Source organism: Prodigiosinella aquatilis (assembly GCA_030388725.1).
GTDB classification, from domain to species: domain Bacteria; phylum Pseudomonadota; class Gammaproteobacteria; order Enterobacterales; family Enterobacteriaceae; genus Prodigiosinella; species Prodigiosinella aquatilis.
This window is the reverse complement of record CP128857.1, coordinates 1,095,685-1,115,750: the sequence shown is the minus strand read 5'-3', so window position 1 is coordinate 1,115,750 and position 20,066 is coordinate 1,095,685. Positions and strand designations below refer to the sequence as shown.

The 20,066-nt window shown below is 47.4% G+C and carries 15 protein-coding genes and 2 pseudogenes; 8 read left to right on the top strand and 9 right to left on the bottom strand.

The genetic code is table 11. The annotated features are described in order from the left end of the window. Positions 1–88 precede the first annotated feature (88 nt). Positions 89–583: a GNAT family N-acetyltransferase gene (locus PCO85_05200; protein ID WJV54830.1), complete on the bottom strand. Its 495-nt coding sequence runs from the start codon at positions 581–583 to the stop codon at positions 89–91. Next, positions 580–873: a DUF1778 domain-containing protein gene (locus tag PCO85_05195; protein WJV54829.1), complete on the bottom strand. Its 294-nt coding sequence runs from the start codon at positions 871–873 to the stop codon at positions 580–582. Before PCO85_05195 ends, PCO85_05200 begins: the two co-directional genes overlap by 4 nt. A gap of 418 nt (positions 874–1,291) precedes the next feature. Between PCO85_05195 and PCO85_05190 the strand changes: the two genes are divergently transcribed. The 3 genes and pseudogenes from PCO85_05190 (at position 1,292) to PCO85_05180 (ending at position 3,679) form a co-directional block, all read left to right on the top strand. Beyond that, positions 1,292–2,758, top strand: coding sequence for an amidohydrolase family protein (locus PCO85_05190; protein WJV54828.1), 1,467 nt, complete (start codon positions 1,292–1,294; stop codon positions 2,756–2,758). A gap of 36 nt (positions 2,759–2,794) precedes the next feature. Next, complete coding sequence (locus PCO85_05185; GenBank protein ID WJV54827.1) at positions 2,795–3,073, top strand: YtcA family lipoprotein; 279 nt, start codon at positions 2,795–2,797, stop codon at positions 3,071–3,073. A 30-nt stretch (positions 3,074–3,103) separates the two neighbouring features. Continuing rightward, positions 3,104–3,679 (top strand): annotated as a pseudogene (locus PCO85_05180) (multidrug transporter subunit MdtN). Here the strand turns inward: PCO85_05180 and PCO85_05175 are convergent. The 5 genes from PCO85_05175 to PCO85_05155 all read right to left on the bottom strand — a co-directional run bounded on the left by PCO85_05175 (position 3,658) and on the right by PCO85_05155 (position 9,772). Then, entirely contained in the window at positions 3,658–4,353 is a 696-nt protein-coding gene (locus PCO85_05175; GenBank protein ID WJV54826.1) for a hypothetical protein, read from the bottom strand. The pseudogene PCO85_05180 and the gene PCO85_05175 overlap by 22 nt on opposite strands. 610 nt (positions 4,354–4,963) lie before the next feature. Then, positions 4,964–5,959, bottom strand: a complete 996-nt coding sequence (locus tag PCO85_05170) for a fimbrial protein (GenBank protein WJV54825.1) — start codon at positions 5,957–5,959, stop codon at positions 4,964–4,966. Positions 5,960–5,970: 11 nt separating this feature from the next. Beyond that, positions 5,971–8,496: a fimbria/pilus outer membrane usher protein gene (locus PCO85_05165; protein ID WJV54824.1), complete on the bottom strand. Its 2,526-nt coding sequence runs from the start codon at positions 8,494–8,496 to the stop codon at positions 5,971–5,973. 19 nt (positions 8,497–8,515) lie between these two features. Beyond that, the gene (locus PCO85_05160) at positions 8,516–9,193 is read right to left on the bottom strand and encodes a molecular chaperone (protein WJV54823.1); all 678 of its coding nucleotides are present in this window, start codon (positions 9,191–9,193) and stop codon (positions 8,516–8,518) included. A gap of 57 nt (positions 9,194–9,250) precedes the next feature. After that, positions 9,251–9,772 (bottom strand): fimbrial protein, encoded by a 522-nt coding sequence (locus tag PCO85_05155; GenBank protein ID WJV54822.1) that lies wholly within the window; start codon positions 9,770–9,772, stop codon positions 9,251–9,253. Between the two features lie 330 nt (positions 9,773–10,102). Between PCO85_05155 and PCO85_05150 the strand changes: the two genes are divergently transcribed. From PCO85_05150 to PCO85_05135, 4 genes are all read left to right on the top strand, one after another. Continuing rightward, positions 10,103–12,925 carry an ATP-binding protein gene (locus tag PCO85_05150; GenBank protein WJV54821.1) on the top strand — a complete coding sequence of 941 codons (2,823 nt, stop codon included), beginning with the start codon at positions 10,103–10,105 and terminating at the stop codon, positions 12,923–12,925. Between the two features lie 4 nt (positions 12,926–12,929). After that, complete coding sequence (locus PCO85_05145) at positions 12,930–14,153, top strand: EAL domain-containing response regulator (protein ID WJV54820.1); 1,224 nt, start codon at positions 12,930–12,932, stop codon at positions 14,151–14,153. Positions 14,154–14,268: 115 nt separating this feature from the next. Continuing rightward, entirely contained in the window at positions 14,269–17,418 is a 3,150-nt protein-coding gene (locus tag PCO85_05140; protein WJV54819.1) for a response regulator, read from the top strand. Continuing rightward, positions 17,418–18,080: a response regulator transcription factor gene (locus PCO85_05135; GenBank protein WJV54818.1), complete on the top strand. Its 663-nt coding sequence runs from the start codon at positions 17,418–17,420 to the stop codon at positions 18,078–18,080. The genes PCO85_05140 and PCO85_05135 overlap by 1 nt, the downstream gene beginning before the upstream one ends. A gap of 66 nt (positions 18,081–18,146) precedes the next feature. On the opposite strand, the pseudogene PCO85_05130 reads toward PCO85_05135, so the two are convergent. Continuing rightward, positions 18,147–18,373, bottom strand: a pseudogene (locus tag PCO85_05130) (transposase). A gap of 302 nt (positions 18,374–18,675) precedes the next feature. On the opposite strand from PCO85_05130, the gene PCO85_05125 reads away from it, so the two are divergent. Further along, positions 18,676–19,380, top strand: coding sequence for an acyl-homoserine-lactone synthase (locus PCO85_05125; GenBank protein ID WJV54817.1), 705 nt, complete (start codon positions 18,676–18,678; stop codon positions 19,378–19,380). Here PCO85_05125 and PCO85_05120 read toward each other — a convergent pair. Continuing rightward, a complete protein-coding gene (locus PCO85_05120; protein WJV54816.1) occupies positions 19,297–20,040 on the bottom strand; it encodes a LuxR family transcriptional regulator in 744 nt (247 codons plus the stop codon). The two genes, PCO85_05125 and PCO85_05120, sit on opposite strands and share 84 nt — an antisense overlap. Positions 20,041–20,066: the final 26 nt, after the last annotated feature.

Here is a 20,066-nt window from a genome sequence, read left to right as displayed (position 1 = left end):
TACGATTTGCTGGGATACTTACAGGCTGTAAGTATCCCAACAAAACGGACTATTCATTTTTAGGGAATGTACGAGCGCGGTATCAATTTCAAATTGATAAACTCCCAACCAAATCCCCCAGTGTCACCATCAACATCATCGGGTCAATCGGTGAAGGTTCAAACCCCACTCGTAGGTAAAAATCACGCGCTTCATCAGACAGCGCATGAACCAACATCCCGCGAATGCCGATAGTATCCGCCACCTGAATCACCCGCAGCCCAGCGTCCCGTACCAGCGCCCGCCCTACCCCCTGACCATGCAATGATTTATCTACTGCCAGACGACCCAGCACCACGACTGGGATCGGATCGGGCATATTGCGGCGAAAGCGTCCGGGGGCAGCATTCGTTGCCACGGCGCTGGAGGCCAATGAGTAATACGCCAACACTTTTGAGCCATCGCAACTGACGAAAGTTCGTGATGCGCCAGTGACCTGATTTTTCATCGCCCGTTGTTTCAGCCAGTTGTCCATAGACTCCACGCCGCAACAGAATGAGGAAAGTACATGTTCGGCGTGGAGTGGCTCAGGGGCAGAGATCATTTTTTCTGCTCCCACGGAGCAGGTGTTTGCATGGTTTTGCGCAGCGCGGCATTTGGTGCAGGAGCCTGATCTAAACGGGCAAGGAATTCCTGATAAGCATCGGGATCTGCCATGATGATGCGCTGATCGATCAACGCTTCCTCTGCGGCGGCACGCGCAGCCTCAAGGACAAAATCAGTACGATTTTTTCCTCTGGCCTTAGCTGCACGATCAATCAGATCCCGTTCTGCGGGTTTGATGCGTAAATTCAATGTTTCGCGTTTAACAGAAACGCTGTTCGTCGCTGGCATGATGTTATCCTCCGTCTTACTCTCTGGATATTAATCATACAGCAATCGTAACGCTAATGTCATTACGATTTATCGACATCACAGGGAATCGAACCGAAGCAACGAACCGGACATTTCTGTATCGTATATGACCCATCATTCTGATCTATCTATGAAAAAATGGGTCAATCTACGGGTCTTGACAATAACCACGGTTAAAATTCATGCTACATTTCAATTTACTAGAAAGCTGAATGATTCCGAGTCCGACCATATTTTTGTTTTGGGACGTTCCTATACGCAAAAAAAACATATAAAAATCATTGAGTTGATGAAAATCTGGAGTACCTCAAGGTACTATCAGATTTTTTATATCCGCAGTTTTTTTAAAATTTCCGGAACATCGTTAACATCTCGATTATGTATGGAGCCTTATTCTATGCAGCATAAAATCCAAATCCGTGATCCTTATCTTGAGCATTCCGAAACCTGCCTCTGCCATAGCCCGGCCTTTGTCCGCATTAATGCAATGTTAACCAGGGAGGCAGCAAAAGCACCTCCTATCACTGCGGCGACCGTATCTTACGCTCTTCCTGGCGCACACTCACAGCATGGCACCGCAACTGCGGACACCGTGCATATAAAGATATTTATCAATGTACGGATCTTTGATGGCATATCGGATCATCTGCGTGATGGCCTCCAGGTTATTGTCGAGGGAAATCTCATCAAAGCGATTGAACCGGAAGATCGGACTTTTCCTGACGAAGCGGAGATTATCGACGGCAAGGGAGGAGTGCTGATGCCAGGACTGATTGACGCACACTGGCACGCAATTATGGCTCGGCCTTCTATGATGACTGCCATGACGTCTGATTTTAATTATATACAGGCACTGGCAATTGCCGAGGCGCAAGCAACATTACTGCGCGGCTTCACTACAGTGCGCGATATGGGCGGTCCGGTATTCGGGCTTAAACGTGCCATTGATGAGTGTATCACCAGTGGTCCGCGCATTTACCCATCTGGCGCATTTATCTCTCAAACCGGTGGTCATGGTGACTTCCGCATGCTGAGCGATATTCCCCGCGCACCTGCTGATAATTTAAGTTACATCGAGCGAGTAGGCATTACTGCTATTGCTGACGGTTCGGATCAGGTGTTATTACGTGCCAGAGAACAGCTGATGCGAGGGGCGTCGCAGGTCAAATTTATGGCGGGGGGCGGTGTGGCATCAATGTATGATGGTATTGATGTTACCGAAGGCTCAGTGTCCGAAATCAGAGCGGCGGTTACGGCGGCTGAAAACTGGGGGACCTACGTCACCGTTCATGCCTATACCACACGCGCCGTGACCATGGCAATTGAAGGCGGGGTGAAGTGTATTGAGCACGGGCAGTTGGTCGACGAAGCAACGGTGCAACTGATGGCCGAAAAACAGCTCTGGTGGTGCTTACAACCGTTCCTGGATGATGAAGATGCGGTGCCAATGGCAACGCCCGCCTCCCGTGCCAAACAGCTGTTGATGTCAGCGGGCACGGATACCGCCTACAGTCTGGCGAAAAAGCACAATATCAAAACCGCCTGGGGCACTGATACACTGTTTGATGCGCATCTGGCAACCCGTCAGGGTGCGCAACTGGCGAAGCTGGTCCGCTGGTACACGCCTCTGGAAATCCTGAAAATGGCCACCAGCGTCAATGCAGAGCTGTGCGCCATGTCCGGCCCGCGTAACCCGTATCCGGGAAAACTTGGTGTCGTGGAAGCGGGGGCGCTGGCAGATATGATCCTTATCGATGGCGATCCGCTGAGCGATATCCAACTGCTTGCCCAACCCGATGGAACATTTCAGGTGATTATGAAAGACGGCATCATTTATAAAAATACACTGGAAAAGCAGGCTTAATACTCGTCGTAGCGAGTTAAGGGATGTCAATGGTGAATGTGCGCGTCTTTTATAAACACACTGCCGCTCATGGCCATCGCCCTGTTTATGCTAAGCGGGTGTGTTGCACAGCAAGCCCCCGTCTTCTCCCTGCTCGGCTTCTGCTTTCCTGGCTGGATAGTCTGCGCCTTGCTTGGCATCGTCGCGGCGGTTATCGCATGGGTGATTTTCATTCGCCTCGGCATCGACGACGCGCTTCCGGCGCGATTACTGGTTTATGCCTGCCTGGCGCTTGCCGTGACGTTCATTTCCTCTCCGCTGATATTTGCGCGCTAATCATCCAAACCGAGCGGACACAAGCGCCAGGTGGCGCTAATCACAGGCGGTGTAATAGTTATCGCGGCGGCGTGCCTTGGCTGGTATACCCTGTATCAGGATGCCCGTCGTCCGATGTCAGAAGATACGGTTATTGACGCTAACGTCGTTAACGTCAGCAGCTCAGTGCCGGACCGAATCGTGTCGATCAACATCAAGGAAAACGGGGGGCTGTACACCAAGGTGAGGTGATATTTAAAGTTGATCCGTATTTATATTAATTACGGATTGAACATCAAGTTGGCGACCCAAACTTTGGCCCGGCTTCAGCCGTTAATGGCAAAAGGCTATGTCACGGCACAGCAGGTGGATAATGCCGCTACCGCAAAACATAATGCCGAAATCAGCCTGAAGCAAGCGCTGAAACAGTCAGTGGCGACAAATGCTCTGATCAGCAGCACGGCTGCGTCTGAAGCGTTGGTCACAGCTCACCGTGTTGCACTCGCTATCACGCAGAAGGAACTGAAAAATACTCAAAATCTGACTCCGCACAATGGCCTGGTGGTGGGCCTAAACGTCTCATCAGGAGAGTTTGTTATACTCGATCAGGCTATATTTATGCTTATTTGACGCGGTAACAGATTGGTTAGATATGGAAACTGGTCAGTCAGCTTGCGTAGACCAGATATACGTCGAGAATACAGCGTCTTACAACTAACTCCAAGGCGCTTTTCCTGTGTTATGATGTTTTCACCAAGTAGCTGGTTCAGTACAACATCCAGCTCCCGGGAGGTTATCCCCTCTCCCCGGATGCTATTCCGCTCCTGTTCAGCCAGCAGAGGGATCTGGCTCCATGTCTTCAACATACGGGCTAAAGACTGTAAGGAAATTTCCGGAGACACTATCCGCATGGCTGCCAATGAAGCTCCTCCGCCAGTGAGTGCGCGCAGGGTACTGTACAACCACTCCGGCCGTGCCGTACTTAGGATAAGCACCGACAAAGGGTGGGAGTATAACCGACAGAGCAATGACAGTTCCTGCAAGGTGGTCAGCATGGATATCAGTTCATTCGGGAGGTAGACCACCACACGGCTGTCGGACGTCATTTTGCAAAGCCAGTCAGCAAACCCATCTCTGTTACCCGTCATAATGATGACGCAGCAACGTTTTTCAGCGTTCAGCAGGGTTTCAACGCCGCGTGCGACACATGGGCAAGCAGTCAGTATATAATCTACAGCGGAACTGCGTATATCATTAGCCAGGGAATTCTCTCCCGGACGGCAATGGCTTTCTGTCAACATATAACCTCCGGTTGCAGCATATTCTGCCGCACTTTAAAGCAACCCTGACGGGCAGGGTTGCATATGACATTTAGATAATGGTCCCGATCTGGGTTTAAGACGGGAACGTCTTGCTCTTGCGGTGCACCAAATATGACCAATCTGTTGTTTTAGCTTGTTATTGAATAATTAACTTAACTTTTCCTAATAATAAGGCGGTAACTTTCTTTACGTTTTATTTATCCATTTAGAAATAACAATACTATAGGGACCGAAACAAAAATCATTGAGAATTAACTTATATAAACATCTTAAATAACATATTATCACTATCCAGTATCAATTAAGTACATGGCCACAAATTATGAAAATAGTAACTCTAGCCCTAATAGATAATTTGCAATTAAGGAAGCGATAAAATATAAAACTCGCCTGATTACAAAACATCATGGTGGAGGTAATAGTTATCCATCCAGGCACTAAAAAATTATTCTTTCGCTATAAATCATCGTGCAAATATTTAATCCTCCAGTTCGAAATCAGACCAAAAAGTTCCGCCAGGGCTTCCTAGCATGGTGAACATATTTTCGTCCCGCAAGAATAACTGTCAATAATGAACCAGAATATGTTTTTACTGGTAAGTCATCGTAAAAGTCGCGACACTATTCGCAAAACCAGACTCGATCGTGCTTAGTGTCTGGTAATAACGAGCCTGTAGCGGGATGGTCATCGTCGTAGAAGCCTCACCGATCAACAGCGGCGAGCCTAATGGCAGTGGATCGCCTTTATATAGCAACTGGACTGCGACCCCCGTTGCAGTTCCTTCTATATTGCTTAGATTAAGCAACCCTTTTGCTGCATCGTGAATATTACCGTCAACCTGTAAACTGACCATCGTCTTTGGTGTACAGGCTAACTCAATATTCACGTTCTTCGTATTACTGCTGGCAGCCGGCTTGCCAATACCGCTGAATTCCCTCTTTTTGACGTCACCCATAGGCACGCTGATATTGCTGTTACTGATGGAACAGCCTGTCGACTGCACATTAAAACCGTAAAACCCAAACTCTGACTCCGGGGATTGCCAGGTAGACTGATTATTTCTCAGTACCAGTGCCCCTACTTTTGTCGTCTCCACCGTACCTGATGAGACCGGACCGGTTTTGTAAAGAACATACCCCGGCATAGTTTCTAAGCCGACATTTAGCTTTCCAGCTGCGCTACACAGCAACCGCGTATTGCTATCACCCCCTATCGTATTTGAACCATCCACTGATTTTCCAAAAGAGCTACCGGTACAGCTAGTAGATGCTGCATAGACCGCATAACCAATACCTGGGACGTTCGTGCTGTACACTCGGCGGCCATCGATCATCATCAGATAATTTCCGTATGCTTTAACGCCATATTCCTGATAAGTCAGCACTGGGGCGTAGTTCACACACGAAAATGGTGTGATATTTGATAATCCTACTCCCACAATCGCCCCTACAGGTGCATCACGGGGCACTGTCAGTTGGGGGTTCGTTCTGTAGTTATTCGATGGCTGAGTTGAGCACTCATACGCCGCCGCCATTTTTGAAAACAACATCAGTAGTGAAACGCTCAAAAAAAGAATAATACGCATAATATCTCCTGTCATTGACAGACAACCGTCACACCAGGGACAGATGCCGAATTTGCTGTTAACCGGTAAGGGGCGCTGCATTGCCCGCCTTGCCATTTCACCTGAACCGTTCCCTGCTCAGGCACACCTGTCAGCCAGACTCGCCTCTGTTCATCCACAATACCTGCCACCGTACGCTTTTCATTCTGTACGCTGGCCGCGGCACCAAAGGGGATACTGGCGCCCTGCAGGGTAAACATCGCCTTTTTCCCGGATGCCGTCGGGAAGTCCGCCAGCGCCAGCGCGCCATTTGTCGGCACGATGGTGCGCGTATCGCCCAGTACGTCGATGTCCTCTCCCAACGACGCGGTATCCAGCGTTAATCGGGTTCGCTGATAAGGGCTGACATAAGGCACGACGGCGTAACCCTGGTTGTTGGTGTATACCCCAGTGTTATTGAGTAGTTTCAGGTCAGCGGCATCTTCAGCCCGTACCAGCGCCGTTGTCTCGCCTAATGGTTGCGTTAATGTCAGTCCATAAGGATGGAGAACAATGCCCCCCTGTGCGCCATACGTGAACTGCTGGCTCTGCTGCGAATAGTTATAACCTGCCTGATATTCCCCCGTTCGCCCCTTGTAATTCATGGCAACGTTACCCATAGTATCCGCATGCTGGCTGTTGTAACCTTGCTGCGCGCTCCATGAGAGGTTCTTACCGGCGAGAGCCGTTCCCGACAGACCAGTCATCATCGTCGTATCCCCCCGTTTATTACTGGTACCTGACATACTTAACCAACTGTCAGACAAGAACCTGCTCAGCGGAATTTGTACGGACAGCGAGAACGTCTGGTCACTGCTGTTAAAACGTGATGCCTGCGAATAGCCATAGTTCAGGGCATAATTGATCCCGTTATAATTGCTGCTATAACCCATATTAATTGTCCGGTCTTTATCGCCACCCCAGTAATGCTGCTCATAGGCTGACAGATACAGGTTGCCATAATCTCCCAGACTCTGATTGATGTTAGCCTGTGTTCGGCTACGCCTAGTATGGGTATCACGCCAGTTTTTATACGCTCGCTGTTCGTCTTTAGTCTGATAATCCGCTGGCATGCTGTCATAGAAATCACCATTGGCCTCGTTAAAATCATGGTAACCTGGAGTCGAGTAGCGATAGCCAAGGATGGTAAACGTCGTGCCGCTGGTGACCAGATCTTTCGAATACTGGAAACGGAAGGAACCACCTGTGTCCGTATCATAGGCAAACTGGCTGCGAGAGAGTGTTCCATCCAGCGATACCGATCCTAAGTCCCCAAGGCCTTTTCCTACCCCTAAAGCCACAGAGGCATAGTTATCAGAGAAAATGCCGCCGCCATAAACCGTTGTGGTCCACGGCAGGCCATATATGCCCGTTCCCTGAATAAAAGATGGTTCTTTGCCAGCATTATCGCCTGAATGATATTTTCCGGCCGCCAGTGCATATTTAAAGCGCCCTTCACGCTGCATCACAGGCACAGCAGAAAATGGCTGCATCGATCGTCGTTCTGTTCCATCCGACTCGCGAATGATGATCTCCAGTTCCCCGGATGAGGAAGTAGGATATAAATCATCAATCGCAAAGGGGCCGGGTGGTACATATGACTGCCAGATAGTGCTCCCGCTCTGACGTATGGTGACCTGCGCATTGCTACGTGCTATTCCCCTGACAATCGGCGCAAACCCACGCTGGCTCTCTGGCAGCATATTATCATCGGAATAGAGTTGCAGACCGCGAAAGGTAAAGCTGTCGAAGACATTCGACTGCGTTTGTCCTTCCCCCATCACAAACTGACTTTTCAGCATTTTGATATCCCGCTGCAAAGAGGTACTGATATTGTCCCACTGACTACCGCCATGGCTGCTGCTGTAAGCACTGTAATTGCGCAGACGCCAGGCCCCTAAGTTAGCGCCAGATCTCAGGTTAAAATAATCACTGTTGGCTGTTGCCGACGTGTTAGTATTGCGTGTCGTAGCGCCTGAATAGCTGTAATTGAGAAACAGCATATTCAAACCATCATCCCATTCCGTTTCAGGAACATATCCCTGTGGGTTGCTGGCCACATATTGTTGTGGGACAGTAATGTTGAGCCGTCGCTGAGGAAAATCAAAATCAGTGTAGCTTTCAGGTAATAGCTGCTCAATCCCGGTGATATTACTGTTCATATCAGCCTGCATAAATGCGGGTGTCGCATGCTTAGCAACCCCCCACTGCAGCAGATCCCCGGCTGTTATCGCTGGCGTCAGTTTCTCATTCTGTAATATAAACGTAATATCACGTTCAGCGACATAGCTTCCGTTAAGGTAAACGGATACAGCATAAACACCCGGAGCCTGCCCCCCTGCGCGGCTGAATTGTGAAAGATCGATTCTCTGAGACGTATTACCACGGATCTCAATCGCATCCGGGGAAAAATAATCTTCCGCGCTAGCATTGGCTGCATAGAGATTAAGTAAAATCGCTGCAACAGACAGGACATGCTCTGGTTTCAGAAGTTTTTCATTATAATTAAATTGTCTCATAGGAATATCTTTTAAATTATTATAATGTGACTTCATGCTCAGCAGTTACACCGCCAAAGTCATTTATTGCACTCCACCGAATTTTATTTCCCGGCGTAGCGTTCTGGCTCAGCGATATTTCCTGTCCCGGCAATACCATAGGTGTGTTTTTTATTTCTTTACCGTTCACTTTTATATCGTAAAATGAAACGCTGTAAGGTGTTGGATTAGAAACAACAAGCACGCCATTCTTTCGGGAAAATATCAGTTTTTTCCATGCCGTTGCTGGATCCCCATTCAGACCAGCCGGTCGGTAAATGAGTTTCATCTTGGTTTTCACTGCAATAAGCAGTTCATTGCTGACATTACTGTTCTTGGCAGGAATACTTTTAATATTCAGCCAGTAAACCGACTCTTTATCCTGAGGAAGTTGGTTATGACTTAAAACCACCCGCACTGAATTTTGTGTATGAGGCTCCAGGCGAAAGAGAGGGGGAGTTGTCACAAACGTTTCATCATTATCATCTCCGCTCTCTTTCTTATTCACCCATGATTGAATAAGAAAAGGTCTGTCGTCAGGGTTACTGACACTAATGGACGTCTGCTTGCTGTCACCAGCATAAATAACGCGAGTACCACCGATCTCCACACCGGCAGAAACAAACATTGGTAATAAAAATAGAAATGATAAAAGCGTATTTCGGGAAAACCGGAACATTTGTAAATCCTGTGTTTAGCAAAACAGGGCCACCACCAGCCCTGTGATATTTCGATATTACGGATATGTGATAGTGAAGGATGCTGTTGCGTCGGCATCGCCAGCGGTAATGTTATCCCCCGTAGCCATGTATTTTGCGACGTATGCCAATTCATTTACGCCAGTAGATGACAGCGTTTTCGCGGCTGATGCTGTGCTAACCGGGATCAGTGTGCTGCTGTCATCTTCATAGATAGCCACCCCAACACCCGTTGCTGCCTGCGCGTCATTCGTAAGGCGTAGAATCGAGGGGTTACCCGGTGCGGTTGGGCCATCAAAACGCACTTTTGCGGTACTGGCTGATTCCGGACAAGTAGTCAGTGAAATAGTAAAGCGGGTTGGTGATGAAGTTGACCCAGCGCCATGAAACGCAGTAGTTGACACTGTTCCCATAACCACGGTCTGATTATCAGAAGAAGCATCTACGGTACACGCTGTATCTGTAATGCTCCCGTTAAAATAAATCGTTCCGTCAGCTGCACTGGCATATTGTGTCGAAAACAATGCCGCGATCGTGGCGATTAATAAAACTTTCTTCATGACATTTCCTTGGATAAAAAATTAATAAGCGATTGGTTACATAAATTAACCGATATAAAATGGCTGCGACGCGTTACATATAATGACGTGGTCAGTCCTACCTGTGTGTAGATTTAAGGCTGATGAGTCCGATATGATTGATAGCAGGTGCTCATTGCTATCCGTTCGCGAGGTGTATTATGCGAAATTTGGTTTAGGAATATATAAGGAATACCTTAAAAACTTATTTTTATATTTCCATTCAGACATCCTTAACAATCTTTACATTTAAATAAAAAGAATAAGGATTTCCTTATATAAAACTCTTTCCGTCATTTATATTATGGTGAAATGTCAAAGATTAAATATGATACTCTCTTATACTCATCACATCAGGCCCCACGTCTGCCAAAGACACTGCTGTATTTATTTGCGATGGCGCTACTGTTTTGCATAGCTGTCGCGTCTATTTTTTATCTTTATTACACCGTCAACAATACGGTCTCAGACTATCGACGTCAGATGAATTCCGCTGCTTATAGCGCACAGTATTTCTTTAATAAACGCGAGTCCATGTTGCAATCAATGGCGACAGCTGTAGTACTTTTACCGAAAGGATTTCAGGCTGAAAAAGTGCAAGACTCCATTACATTTCCAGAAGTTACCGTTCACCCGCTAAGTGGTAGCGGAAGTCCAAAAAACCATGGTGTAATGTTGACCTACAAAGACCAGGTTGAATTTGCACGAAGTAAAACCCAGCTTATTTACACGTCGGCTAAGACTGGCAAAACGACTACGGTATTATCGTCACAAAGTGACATGCTCAGAATAACGCCGGAAAGCGAACGCGAAATAGTGTCGTTTCTGTCAGATCAGAAATGGCTGACGGGGAATAATGGTGCGCTACCTATCGCCTGGTTTAATCCCACCGGGGATGAAGATGACCGGCTTTACCTTTATACACCGGTGGATGTCACAGACCCAACGTCAGGTTGGTTGGGGCTCACTTTTAGCGGTATTACTTCCAGCATCGACTTTTCACCGCTACAGGGTGGCAAATACGACCTCATTGATCCGCAAGGGTTGCTGGCTTTACATGGAAACCATATACCCGGTCAGAATGTGTATTGGGTTGGAAGGTCCATTGCCGATACATTCGGTGTAGCCGGTGGACGATGGTTTCCGGAGTATCTGATATTACGTAAATCAGTAGGTCACGGTGGTTGGAGCCTGGCCTACTCCGTGCCCGTTTCTCAGTTAATTAAAACGAATCTGCCTGTTTTCCAGGCCGTAGGATTAATGGCTTCAATGCTCATGATATTTGTCATGTTGAGTATCGGGTATCTGTCACGGCGAGTTTTACAACCGGCACTTAGCCAGTATTCCGCACTAATCGATAGCGAAGCGCTGAATCGAAAACTGATAGCGACAGCCCCGGTAGGTTTAGCTCTGGTGCGTTACAGAGACGCAGAACTTCTGTTTTTCAACGAGTTGACGCAAGTGTGGATAGAAAGCGACCAGTCGTGGTTTACCCGCATCTCAGAGAATAATGAACCATCCATCACTCACGAAATTATTCTGCAAGATGGACGCACAATTCAACTGAGTTGTACGCCGACATTCTGGGGAGGAGAGGATGCCATTCTGTGTGTGCTCAGTGATATTTCACGGTTAAAAGATACCGAACGCTCTCTGGTCGAAGCCAAAAGTGCGGCAGAATCGGCAAACCAGGCGAAAACCCTTTTTCTCACAACAATGAGTCACGAAATACGTACACCGCTCTATGGAATCCTGGGAACGCTTGAGTTGTTCACACTCAGTGGATTAAGCGGGCAACAGCGCGAGTATATGAAAACGCTGTTGCATTCATCATCGAGCTTGCTGCGCATTGTTAACGATAGTCTGGATCTGTCCAGTATTGAGGCCGGTCAGTTAACGCTGGAAAGTACGCCCTTCTCGCCCATGGAACTTGCTGAGTTGGTAGTTGAAACGTATGCGGCAAAAGCCGAGAACAAAGGTCTGCAGATCTACGCTATCTCTGATACCAGCGTCCCGTATCTGCTGACAGGTGATGCTACCCGGATACGCCAGGTACTGGATAACCTTATTAATAACGCGATCAAATTTACACTATCAGGCCATGTAGTGTTGAGGGTTTATGTCTCACAGCACGTTGGCGACAATGTCAGTATGGTCTTTCAGGTGGTGGATAGTGGTATAGGTATTTCATCCGAGCATTTGCCCCGGTTGTTTGATCCCTATTTTCGCCCGGCAAACAAACTCTCCGGACAAGAGTCTGGTTCCGGTCTGGGGTTGTCTATTTGCTCGCGCCTGGCTCAGCTTATGCAGGGTAGGCTGTGGGCAATCAGTGAACATAACCTGGGCAGCCGTTTTACCTTTGAGGTGACATTGCCCCTGGCGAATGACAACAACATACCGCCATTACCTAATCTACTGCCAAAGCCTGTTTACGTCGATGGTGCAGTGCCTGAAATCGTCTACAACCTTTGCGAATGGTTACGCGACTGGGGGGCTCAGGCACTACCTTTTCGCAACGTGACAGCCAGCGATTGCGCAAGAGGAATACTGATTCAGGCCTGGCCACCACCTGTTCATACATCAAACTGGCGGGGTAAGCGGATTATCGCGCTGCCGCCAACGTTAGTCCATGAACGCAAAAGTGAACATGACACCATTATTACTGGGGCTTACAGCGTGACCGCAATAGGACGCATAGTGCAGTCAATGCAGCACAGCATGATTCCCGAGGCACCGGTAACAACCCCGTTCGTTGCAGAAAAGTTTGGTTTACGTTTGCTGATCGTTGATGACAGCCCGATAAGTCACATTATCTTACGCGAGCAGCTCGAGCTGCTCGGGTGCACTGTCGCCCTGGCCAGTAATGGTCATGAAGCCATTGATTTTTCTGATATTTCAACATTTAACGCCGTGATAACAGATTTGCGCATGCCTGATCTGGACGGATATGAAGTCGCCCGCAGGCTCCGGAAAAAGGGATATGCAGGGCAGATAATCGGCCTAACTGGTAACACCTGCCAGAAGGAAGAAAAAGAAAGGGGATACGCGGCAGGGATGGACTACCAGTTGCGTAAGCCTCTGTCGCTATCACAGTTGCGTGCGTTGTTGCGCACAATGAACAAAAGCAGGAGCTGACGTTATGCTGTCGAATTACAAAGTACTGGTTCTGGATGAGCAACCGCATAACATAATACACATCCATAGGATGTTACATGCAACTGGCCTCTTTGATGTCCACATTGCCAGCGATGCATCCGGGGCCCTGTCCCTGCTGGAAAATCACCATTTCCATCTGGCAATCATTGATATGAGTATGCCTGGAATGGATGGCCTTCAGTTTATTAGCGAAATCAGTAAACGGCAAATGAATACAATGCTGATGTTGGTCAGCTCGCATTCACGAAGCTTGATGAACAGCGTCAGTCTGGTAGCCAAAGAGTATGGCCTGGCCGTTATTGGTACCTTCCAGAAACCTTTCAGTGATGAAGCACTGCGACTCCTCCTGCAGCAGATCAGGTCCACGGTAGGTGAAATCCCGACAAAAAACCGTGGTGATATAAGTACTCAACGCATATTCGATCAGCATATGGTTGAGAATGGCCTTAAGATGGGGGAGATAAAGGCCTGGTTCCAGCCAAAAATTGATTTAGGCAATGGCAAAATTGTTGGTGCTGAAGCCCTGACCCGCTGGGATCATCCGGAGTATGGCTTCATGATGGCAGGCTCGTTTCTCGACGCGATACGCCGCTATACGCTCCAGAAAACGCTTTTATTCAGAATGTTGAATGATGCGCTTGATGCACATTTGCTGTGGCAACACAGTGGATACACTGTGCAGGTATCTGTCAATCTTCCCGTTCCGTTGCTTAACGATCCACAACTTTCCGAGGAGTTGTTTCAGCAGGTTGCCGCCCGTGAGGTTGAGCCAAAGAATGTATGCTTTGAACTGCTGGAAGATGAGGCAATTTCTCAGCCTGTAAATTATTATATGGGGACCAGCAGGTTGCGTTTAAAAGGGTTCGGCCTGGCACAGGATGATTTCGGACGTGACTACAGCTCGATGCATAGCCTGATCTCCACCCCACTTACTGAACTGAAGATCGATAAGTCGTTTGTGAAGGGGGTTGCTGATGATGAGATCCGAAAAACAGCGTTGATCACGTCGGTACTACTGGGCAAACAACTGGGCCTGACCGTCACCGCAGAAGGCGTTGAAACCACACGCGATTTGCAGTTTCTTCGCGGTATCGGGTGTGACTGTGCTCAGGGATTTTTGATCTCTGCGGCCATTAGCGCGGAGGATTTTGGGCTACTGCTGATCTCTGAAAGCAGTGATTTGTATTCGTTATCTTCGTTCGCTTAATAGGTTAATATTGGCTATGCAGGTGACCCCATTCAGTAAAATCACGCACAGCTCGCGTAGGCAACATTGGGTTTTTTTTGCCTTAATTCCTATAGTGATACTGCTGGCTGTCGGCATGTATTGGGGTACTCAGCGTGCCATTGAACAGGAGCAACGTCGTTTTACGTTGGATTTTTCGACGCTGCTTGGCTACATCAACGAGCAGGAAACGTTCTTACGCCAGTTGCAAAAACAAAACGAACAACTGGCAACCCTGCCCTTCCTGCGGGTTGCCAGTTTTCATGAAGTATCATCCCCGGCGGACTGGAACAGCCGGTTGTTCGAAGGCCGGGAATCAGCCGTAGACATGCCATTTTCTCTGGCCTGCCAGGGGCAGAGAGACTGTCCTAATGTGCCAGGCTCGCTCTTTGCCATAGGTAGCTACCTGTCCGATTTCTACTCCTCTTTCTGGGCCTCTTCCTATTTTCCAGCAGCCGCTGTTTTCTTTGTTAATGAAAGTGACAGCGTCAGTATTGGTGTTCCTGCCGTGAATGCCAATGCGGGTTACGAGCCGATTAACGTGCAGACATATCGCGCCGTTACCGTTGCGGTACGTCAAAGGCTGCGAAGCACTCCCCATCAGGGCTGTCAGAATACAGACAGTACAGATGATATTGTCTGGTTTAGATCCCCGTCGCTTCCCGAGGGAATTATTGGTCTTATTCAGGCGGGTTTTCCTTCCGGCGTCTGGAGCAATTCATCCCATCATCCCGCTTGTATCTATGCCGCGACGCTGCTGAATCGCTCGCGGATCGGCGTGCTGGAGCGGACCGTGAATCCAGCACCTAAGCATTTGTTCTGGTTACAACACCAGGACAATACCTGGCTATCCCATAAAGGGCACGGCCTGTTAATAGGCAACGGTGAACTACCACAGCTTTCACGCACGGGGTTGCATTATACCCTTCATGGGTTGGTGCTAAAGGTGACCGATCAGACGGAAAGCTGGACAGGTATCTATCGGATGAACTATTCCAGTTTTTTCAGAGATAACCTCTGGTTACCGTTAGGTACGCTGTTGATGTTATTACTCAGCACGCTGGGATATGTGTTCTATATGCGCTGGTATAACCGCCGCGTGATACTGCCCGCGCAGGAGGCTCAACGAGAAATACTGGAAAGCGATGCCTTCAACCGAACGCTAATCCAGACCGCCCCTGTGGCTCTGTGCCTCATTGCCCGAGACAATGGTCGTCTGGTCTTTGCGAATACTCTGGCACTGGACTGGCTGAGTGCAACGCAGGGAGAACCGCTACAAAATACGGAAGCGATGTCGACCTTGCTCAGCCAAGTTCAGCACGCGGTTCAGGATGGTTCGATTGAACGACTTGCTATTTCCAGTGAACGAACACTTTATGTTGCTTATGCCCCCACACGCTATATGCAACAGGATGTCACCCTCTGTGCATTTGCGGATGTAAGTTCGCATGCGGAAATGGAACGCAACCTGACCCGAGCCAGGAAAGCGGCGGATGAAGCTAATGAAGCAAAATCCACATTTCTGGCCACCATGAGTCACGAAATCCGCACACCGCTTTATGGTGTGCTCGGTACGCTGGAACTGCTTTCTCTGACGCAACTGAACCATCAGCAACGTCAGTATGTGGATCGCATTGAGGATGCCTCGCAGATACTATTGCAGATTATCAGCGATATTCTGGACATCAGTAAGATTGAGGCCGGGCAGCTCCAGCTGGAACAGAGTGCATTCAACCCATGCGAGTTAGTACAACGCTGCACGGGAACGTATGCGGGAATGGCTTCCCGTAAAGGGCTGCTGCTTTTTTCAGTCATAGCGACAAATATTCCCGCGAAGGTCAAAGGTGACCCGACACGGCTGCGCCAGATCCTGAGTAACCTTATCAGCAATGCCATCAAATTTACTGAGACAGGGTTTGTCATTGTACGCCTGAGCCAGGTGAACAGCGCACCTTCAGGCACACGTATGTTAATGGAAGTATGCGACAGCGGCGTGGGCATCAGTAAGCCCCGTCAGGAAAAACTCTTTACACCGTTCTACCTTGCTGACACTGAGCACAATATTTCAGGAGGGGCCGGCCTGGGGCTCTCTATCTGTGCACGCCTGGCCGAGTTGATGAACACCACAATTCAGATCAGAAGCGAATCCATGATGGGCAGTAAGTTTTTCTTCGAGTTAGAGCTCGAAACTGCGCCTGAAGAGGATTCAGTCAAACCTGAACTTAATCAGGCAAGAGTCTGGGTACGCACGCCTCACCCGGAGCTAACAGAAAATATCTGTGCCTGGTTAACCCACTGGGGCGCGAAAGCGATGGCAGTAGATGAGATACCAGAAACAGCTGATTCGTCTGCAGTGATGCTGGATGTCATACGCAGACCACATCACCTGACTGTCGACTGGCAGGGACACTACCTGCCGCTCTCTTTATCCGGTGATACCGGGACATCAGGTATAGATGCATACAGTATCAGCAGTATCGGATTTGGGATTGACCACCTGTTGCGCGACCAAACACATGTTCCCGCCGATGAATCAGAGTTACCGCGTTTTCATCTGCGAATTTTGGTGGCGGAAGATAATCTGCTGAACCGGATTACGCTACAGGAACAACTGGAAAGACTGGGGTGCGAAGTCACGCTTGCAGAAGATGGCGAAGAAGCGTTAGCGCTGTGGGATATTGGCCCGCATGACATAGTGTTAACCGATGTAAACATGCCTTATATGAACGGTTATGAACTGGCTCGTAAACTTAGGTCAGAAGGCGTCAGCCTGCCCATTATTGGTGTGACTGCTAATGCCATGAGGGATGAAGAACAACGATGCCTTGAAGCAGGCATGAACGCCTGGCTGGTGAAACCGATTGAATTACGTGAGCTGGTTTCACTTTTACGCCTGTATCTTCCATACGGACAAATTGCTCCCCTGAGCGACGCTTACGGGATTGAGCCGGAAGAACCCAATGTCCTTGACAAGCATCGACGGCTTTTTTTGCAAAATATGTGGGATGACTGGCACGCTTTAGCATCTGGAGTCTCCCAGAAAAATGTGGAAGAGGTCATAATGATCCTGCACCGTATGCGTGGCGCCCTCGTCCTGGCGCAGCAGCGGGAGCTGGCGTCACGGATGGAGCAGCTTGAACTGCAAATGCAAGCATCCGGACTGGATAAAGCCTGTATAGCTGAGGTGGTTACGATAGCAGAGGACATTAATATCCTGCTCGTTCGTATCGAAACAGAATCACTATAATGAGAAAAGAAATAAAAATACTACACGTTGTTCTGCTGGATGATCACCAAGTTGTTCTGGCAGGAATGAAGGACTTCCTGGATCAAGTGCCTAATGTGTGCGTCGACGCCACCTTTGCCACATCCGCCGAGTTAATCAAACATGTTCGTCAGAACAAGCCTGACGTCATTATTACCTATTACAACATGCCGAAGGATGAGGTCCATACCGATGGTCTAAAATTGATCGCTTATCTTTTACGCACGTTCCCGGAGGTCAAAATACTGGTGCTGACCATGATTACTAATCAGATGATCATCTCGGCACTCTACGACACGGGGGTCTCGGGCGTCTTACTCAAACAAGACCCACTGAGCGAAGTTTTGTCTGCGCTTCTCGCAGTGCGCGCTAACACCAGATACTACCCACCATCATTTCAACAAGATATGCTGCGTGCTGAGCGTGAGACTTTTCTGCGCGAACGCGTAAATAGCCTGTCACCCAGGGAATACGAAGTGTTACGCTATTATGTTGCCGGCGAATCGCTTTCCCAAATTGCCGAAAAACTGCATCGCAGTGCCAAAACAGTCAGCATTCAAAAGAACTCGGCAATGCGAAAACTGAATGTCACGTCAAATCAAGAATTAATCCGATTTTGCGTAGAAAATCATATTTTTGATTAATTTTTAATTTTAGCATGATGCAAAAATAATTACGCCATGCTGAAACAGGGGATGGAAGTTTTTTCATCCCAGTCTGATCGTCCGCAGAGCGTTTTCCGCAAGGTTATTATCTGCTGCTGTCCGGCCATCTTCTGCATAGTAAATCCGCGCTGCCCACTGGTTCAGCGCATAAACGAACGCCTTCGCCAGCGCTAAGTCCAGGGACAGAGTTTTCACCTTTCACGCTGCCAGTTTTCCAGTGATTTAAGAAGCGTTTTCGTTTTCATCTGGTGTTTGGCAAGCCGCTGCTCTGCCTTGTGCCTTTTTTTAGAAATGTCCGCAGTAACGGGGGCCCCTGGGCAAATCTAATCATTAACGATGACGTTAACGCTATGAAAATTGTTAATGAAGTATTGCTTCCTTTTCCAAATTTCATCTCTGGTTTTAATTATTTACTCTAAGAATAAAGAATGGGAGTTATTTATTTCAAATGAGTCTCGTTATGAAAACATTCTTGTCATGGGTTTTAAATTTACTTGTCACATAGGCTCTGATACAATTACTCGCCGTGCCCTATGACAACGTTGAAATATATTTTTATTATGGGAACGCTATAATGATAGACTTTTTTGATTTAGATTATGATTCATTATCCAAAAAGAGATCATCCGAGCTATTTTCGCTTAGAAAAAAAACGTTTAAAGATCGCCTTAACTGGAGAGTGAGTTGTGAGCAAAACATGGAATTTGATGTGTATGATAATAAAAACACCACGTATATCTTTGGTGTTTTTGAAGGGAGTATTATTTGCAGTTTGCGGTTTATAGAAACAAGATTCCCTAACATGATAATCGATACATTCAAACCCTATTTTACTCAATTGCATTTACCGGAAGGTAATAATATTGAAGCCAGCCGTTTGTTTATTGATAAAGAGCGTATTAGGGCCCTTCACCTGCAACAACACCCGATCAGTTTACTTCTTTTTTTATCGATGATTAATTATGCAAGAAGTCTGGGCTATGAAGGTATTTACGCAATTGTCAGTCATCCGATGCTGATTATATTCCAACGCTCCGGTTGGCAAGTTTCTGTTGTTGAAAAGGGGCTTTCAGAGAAGCATCAGAATATTTATCTGATCCATATGCCTGTGGATGAGCATAACCAGCATCTATTGATAAAACACATCAACAAGAAATCACCCCTCTTAAATAACACATTAAACGCGTGGCCATTATCATTCTGTGTCAGGGAGAATCGGTCTGATCAGTTTCAGCTCGACCCCAAGCCTTATGGCATGTTTGGCATTGGTAACACCTAGTTTTTTGACAGCATTACCCACATGATATTTTACTGTGGTGAGTTTGATCCCCAAGATAAGGGCGATTTCTTGATAAGATTTCCCCATGCTTGCCCAGTAAAGTATTTCATTTTCACGCTTGGAAAGTATTTCTTTTTGGTTTTTTTTATTAAATTGATGAGTGTCATTGATCTCTTGATAAAGTGTTATCAGTTTTTCATGCGTTGTTAATAACAACATTTGCAGGTCATTTTTCTTGTCGACTATTATCTTTTCTATATCATCATCGCAGGACTTGTCCATGATGATAGACAGAACAACCAGGTTGTTATTATGGTCGTGAAGTACAAAGGTATACCCATTAATGACATCATAGTTTTTAGCCATATTAAAAATCTTGGGCATTTTTAATCCTGAGCTGATCATGATGTTTTCATCCCATAAAAAGGGGGTAAAACAGCATGATGCCGTGATCAGAACGGGATCGATGAATTGAAGGTTATTTTTAGTATAAAAATCAAACCATTTCATTCTGTTGGAAATGATGGCGAAATCATTCGGATTCTTTTTATTCATTATGGCATAAGCGTATTTGATATTGTTAAATACTTTTAAGTTTTTTTCCAAATAGTTTTTTATGGATATATTAATAGACGTATTATTAAAGAATGAATTAGACACCCAATTATCTCCTTGATAAAAACATA